The sequence below is a fragment of the Nocardioides furvisabuli genome, from assembly GCF_021083185.1.
Classification (GTDB): domain Bacteria; phylum Actinomycetota; class Actinomycetes; order Propionibacteriales; family Nocardioidaceae; genus Nocardioides; species Nocardioides furvisabuli.
Map to the genome: position 1 here is coordinate 1 of NZ_JAIGQB010000019.1, position 5,298 is coordinate 5,298.

At 66.5% G+C, this 5,298-nt stretch carries 4 protein-coding genes; 1 reads left to right on the top strand and 3 read right to left on the bottom strand.

The features are described from left to right. On the bottom strand, positions 1 to 316 hold a 316-nt coding region (locus K4G59_RS19635; RefSeq protein WP_231252755.1), incomplete at its 3' end, for a hypothetical protein. On the opposite strand from K4G59_RS19635, the gene K4G59_RS19640 reads away from it, so the two are divergent. Further along, positions 303 to 2,903, top strand: a complete 2,601-nt coding sequence (locus K4G59_RS19640) for a LysM peptidoglycan-binding domain-containing protein (RefSeq protein ID WP_231252756.1) — start codon at positions 303 to 305, stop codon at positions 2,901 to 2,903. The genes K4G59_RS19635 and K4G59_RS19640 overlap by 14 nt on opposite strands. Positions 2,904 to 3,173: 270 nt before the next feature. Here the strand turns inward: K4G59_RS19640 and K4G59_RS19645 are convergent, their stop codons facing one another. Both K4G59_RS19645 and K4G59_RS19650 read right to left on the bottom strand, forming a co-directional pair. Continuing rightward, a complete protein-coding gene (locus K4G59_RS19645; protein ID WP_231252757.1) occupies positions 3,174 to 4,496 on the bottom strand; it encodes an ApeA N-terminal domain 1-containing protein in 1,323 nt (440 codons plus the stop codon). A gap of 257 nt (positions 4,497 to 4,753) precedes the next feature. After that, positions 4,754 to 4,978 carry a hypothetical protein gene (locus K4G59_RS19650; RefSeq protein WP_231252758.1) on the bottom strand — a complete coding sequence of 75 codons (225 nt, stop codon included), beginning with the start codon at positions 4,976 to 4,978 and terminating at the stop codon, positions 4,754 to 4,756. Between the last annotated feature and the right edge of the window lie 320 nt (positions 4,979 to 5,298).

Consider the following 5,298-nt stretch of genomic DNA (forward strand, 5'->3'; position numbering starts at 1 on the left):
CGTGGACGGCGTGGATCGTCGTCGCAGTCTCGGTCGTCGTCGAAGCCCTCGCCCTCATACGCGGAGTGCCGGCCCCGTCGCTTCCCGGGCTCAGCCTCCCGCAGCACGGTGCCAGCCAACTCGTCGCCGTGGCCGCGCTGTTGTTCATCGCAAGTCCGCCAGTTTCCTTGGCGGTCTCGCCTGCGCCCGTCCACGCGGCCTCAGCGGCGCCCGTCCCGCACACGCCGCACTTGAGGTCCGCTGACACGGCGCCCGTCCTTGCCGAGTCAGCGCCCGCCCCGACCGGTGTCTCGGCGGCTCCAATGCCGGTGATCATCGATTACACCGTCAAACGGGGCGACAGCTTGTGGCGGATTGCCGAACGCATGCTCGGCGAGGGCGGGCGCTACACCGAGATCGTCGAGCTGAATCGCGAGGTGCTCCACGGGCGCCCCGACTTCATCGTCGCTGGCACTGTGCTCAAGGTCCCTCGCGAAGCGGACTCCTCTGCCGCCGACCAGCCGGTAGAGGAGTACGAGGTGCAACCCGGTGACACGCTCTCCGAGATCGCTGAAACGCAGTTGGGTGACCCGCTGCGCTACCCGGACTTGTTCGAGGCATCGCGCTATACGATCCAGCACAACGGGGCACACCTGACGGACCCCGACCTGATCAGGCCCGGCTGGACGATCACGATCCCCGACACCACGCATCGCGGCGGCAAGACCGGGGCACCTCAAGACCAAGTACCAGAAGTCGTCGTCTCCCCGCAGGTGCAGCCCACCCCTGAAGTCGACCCGACCCGTGCAGCTGTGCCGGAGCCCGACCCGACGCCTGCGGCGGAAACCACGTCCCCAGCGGTCGACGAGACCGCTACCCCCTGGCTGCTGCCGGGCCTCACGGGCGCCGGAGCGTTACTCGCCGGTCTGGTCCTGCTCGCGGTGCGAGCCCACCGCAACACCCAGCTCCGGTACCGCCGCCCCGGCCAGACCGTGGCCGCTCCCCCGCCAGAGCTGCGCGCCGTCGAGAAGACAGCGATGCACGCGGGAGCCCGGATGACAGCAACCATCACGCAGCTCGACCAGGCATTGCGTGCGCTCGCCGCCGACACGGCGGCTGCAGGGCTCGCTATCCCACGCCTGGTGCGGGCGGTCCTCGCCGACGACACGGTCACACTCCATCTTGCTGAGGACTCCGAGCTCCCTGCTCCGTGGGCGGGCGCTGGTGAGGTCTGGTCGACACAGTTGCGCGCAGAGGGGCCGAACGCCGACGTGATCGCCCCGTACCCACTGCTCGTCTCAATCGGCCAGGACGAAGCCGGCGGACTTCACCTCCTGAATCTGGAGTCGTTCGGTGTGGCAAGCCTGAGCGGTGGCACAGAAGCTGCAACTTCCCTCGCACGCCATGTCGCTGCGGAACTGGCACTGAACCCGTGGTCGGTGCTCGTGAACGTCAACGTCATCGGCCTCGGTCAGGAGCTGGCCGAGCTCGACACCCTGCGCCTTCATCACCACGACAACGGGGACAAGATCATCGCCTCGATCGCCGAGAACCTTGCCACCGCCCAGCAATCCGGCTCCGGCGAGCCCGATCCGTTCTGGGCAGTGATCACCACCGGCGACGGTGCGAGCGAGCTCGCGATGCTGCTGACTGCCTCTGCGACCGCTCGGCTGGGCACTGCCCTCGTGACCGTCAACGCGCCCGTCCATGGATCGCTCGTCCTCGAGATGGACAGCCGCGGACGCCTGCTCGCGCCCGCCCTCGACCTGGACCTACAAGCCGCCGGCCTCACCGTCGCCGAAGCATCTGCGTGCGCAGCGATCGTCGATCTCACCCGCGAGAGCGAAGCGATACGCATCCCCACGACCACCTCGGCCGCGGACGGGTGGCGGGCACTGACAGATCACGCAGGAGCTGTTCGCTCCGACCTGGCAGGGGGCCGCGAGGTTCAGGGAGCCAGCGAAGGATCGCTACTGCCACGACCGGTCGAGGAGTACCTCGACGCTGCCGCCACGACGGCGGAGGACGTGGTCACCCTCGCTCCGGTTGTTCCGGCACAGGTGCGCAGGCAGGTCGAGCAGTCCGACCCAACCCTGGACCAGGACGTTGCCGACTGGTTCGACACCGAAAGCATCCGCCCCCGGCTAGCCCTGCTGGGCCCGGTCAGCGCTCGCGCGTACGGCGTGGTCGCCCCGGCGATTGCCAAGCGCAGGCCCTACTTCGTCGAGCTGCTCGCCTTCATCGCTCTGCACCCCGCAGGAGTAACTGGCACTGCAGTGGCCGATGCTTTCTCGATCGCAGGGTCGCGAGCAAGAACTGACCTCGGCTCGCTGCGTGCCTGGCTGGGAGACAGCCAACGCACAGGTCGCGAATACCTGCCGCCGGCAAACGACTCCCCGACCTTCCGAAAGACCGGAGTCAAGACCTACGAGATTCAAGACGTGCTGGTCGACCTCGACCTCTTCCGCCGACTGCGTGCCCGAGGCGAAGCCCGTGGCGCAGAGGGCATCAGCGACCTCGAGACCGCGTTGAGTCTGGTTGAGGGCGTGCCATTTAGCCATTTGCGCGAGCGGGGCTGGAGCTGGTTGCTCGACGGCGAACGACTTCACGAAACAACTGGCTGCGCGATTGTCGACACCGCGCACGTCGTCGTCGTCGACGCGCTCGCGAAGGGCGACCTAGCAACGGCCCGGAGAGCCGCCGAGACCGCGTGTAAGGCAGCGCCGTACGACGACATCTGTCGTCTCGATCTGGTGAAGGTGACCGACATCGAGGGGCACGTCGAGGCCGCTGACCGCATCCTCGTGGATGATGTCTTCAACCGAACAGACGACCACCTGCCGCCAGTCGACCTGCCTGAGAGAACTCGAGATGTGGCCTCCCGTCAAGGCTGGACCTCCCGGGGGCCGTCCGGGAGCAACTGATTGCGACAAGACGTCTCAAACGTGCCGCGCGTACCGGGACCAGCGACTGCCTGCATAGGGAGCAGGGACGGGCAATGGCGGCGATAAGACGCACTCGTCGCGGCACATCCGGATCTCGCGCATGCTCGGCGTAAGCGCTTGTGAAGGTGCTGACGTCGAGTCTGAACGGGGTACCCGTGGCAGTGGTCACGCGCTCCGGTTGGCGGGGTTTCTGTGGCTGCGGACCGCATTGAGGCCTGCGTCCCTGGGGTATACCGGGGTCGGGGCAAACTACCGACGGTCGTCCCGTGGAACGGGTGCCTCGTCGAGCACTCCTCGTACTTGGCCCGGGACCGGGTACCTCAATCCGCGGCCGGAGAAGATGCGGTCGGAGGACGCCGTCGAGTCAGCGCATTGGTCGAGAATCGAGGCAGCCAAGAGCCACCTGCCCGAGTACTCCAGTGCATCGACGACGTCGGGATCGACCAGATTGGCGGTGTGCTTGAGGTGCACGTACGTGCCGTAGAACTGCTTGGACCAGCGGTCGGGATCGCCGATCCATGCTTCCCAGGCCTGGCCCACCGAGTTGCCGATCGCCTCCGGCACCTTCCGCTCGGGCACCTTCTTGGCCCACGGCGCATCTGGGTTTCGGGCATTGCTGGCCGTCCAGTACTCCAAAGCAGCCGCCGTATAGAGCAGTCGCGCCTCCGGTGTCTGGTTCTGAAACAGGCGGTGCCTGACGATCGGGGTAACGGCACGAGGCTTGGTCAGGCACACGTTCACCCATGCGGCGAGGCCCGTCAGGTCTCCGATGTCTGCGAGCGTGAAGACCGGGAACTCGTTGTTGTCGGGCCGAACGACCTCAGCCACCATCGTGTGGTCCCACAGCAGTGCACGCTTCTTGGACCCAGGGGCGAGTTGCGCGACTCCGCGAATGGCCGAGACAGGTTTCCAGTGAGCGATCGACAATAGTGCGTGGACCGCATCGAGTCTCTCGACGTGCTCCCGAAGTGGACGACGCTCCGACGAACGGACACCGACCTTCAGTGGCCGCTGGAGTGAGCGCTGGTCCTCGGGCCCGGTAAGAGTCCAGTCGTGTTCGATGGTCAGATCGAAGGCGGGGTCGATCTCGGCCGTCCGCTCTTGCCCTTGGTGGACTTCAATCCGCCACCCGTAGCCGTCTCGCTCGGTGATCGGCTCGTCCACGTGGTCGGGCCGCCCGGACCACGACCCGAGGCCGACGTAGTGCATCTGCGAAGCGGAGATCGTGTCGTCGTCGACTTCGTCGAAATCGACGTTCACCAGGAGGTTTCCGAGGTGCCATCGCACGACCGGCATGGAGAAGTCGCCTCGCGTCGTGCTGCGATGGATTGCTTCGACCGGCGCCAAGACGGTTCCCGCTTCGGTGATGCCTGCGACGATCCGGCTGTTCGCCATGTCGTTCGCCCATTCGGCGGCGGGGTCTCGCTTCTTGCGGGCGATCACCGCGATGGTCGCGCGGTCATCTGCGATCTTGATGTGGCCGTCGAACCACTTCTTCAAACCCGGTTCGGCAAGCGGCTGAAAGGTGCCGACCACGCCGTCGCGCAGCATGTCCAAGGGGTTCTCGATCACGGCTCTCCCAGCGACGGAGTTGGTTGCGGCGTCTACTCCGCGTGCTCTCTTCGAGCGTACGCATATGTAGTACGGACTACATGCTGCGTTCTTGGTTCCGACGGACCTGCTCGATGGCGATCAGGCCACGCACAATCGGCCTCGAGGAACGAAGTCCCAAACAGCAGCGCCGCCGCCCCGACAGGCGGCGATGTGGGCGGCGGCCAGAGCCCGCAGGCTCCGACGTTCGCCCCGCGTCGTACTCCCTTCCGCGCGGCCTAGGTCTGGGCCGGGTGCCGGTGCAGGACCAGCAGAGGCGCGACCGACGCCCGAACCGTGCCGCCTGCCTCGACGAAGTCGTGCTCGCCGACGACGTTCACGAGCTGGTAGCCATTCTTCTCGGCGGCGTTCAGGTAGGCCTCCAGCATGTCTGCGGCTCCTGGGCCGTGGTCCTTCTCGTTCGACTGGTAGACGGCGGCGATGTTCGTAACGACGTAGGGCATGCGCCAAGCCTGCCAGCACCCTCCGACAAGGATCACCGCTGACGCCGAGGCAAAGCTGACGCCATCTCGATTGGACTCGGCCGCTGCCAATCTGCGACCCGAGGGCCACACTCACACGCTCATCGGCAGTTCGGATGTTGCGACCTCCCCGACAGGCGGTGGATTGACGCACGCGGACGTCAGGTCCAGACGTTGTCGCGTGCCGGGTTCAGTGGAGGCTCTGAACTGACGCGCCGACGGTAGTCGGTGTGGGATTGTGCCGGTAGTGCTCGTCCTCGAACTCGACTGGTGGGACGAGTCCGATCTCGCCGTGCAGGCGT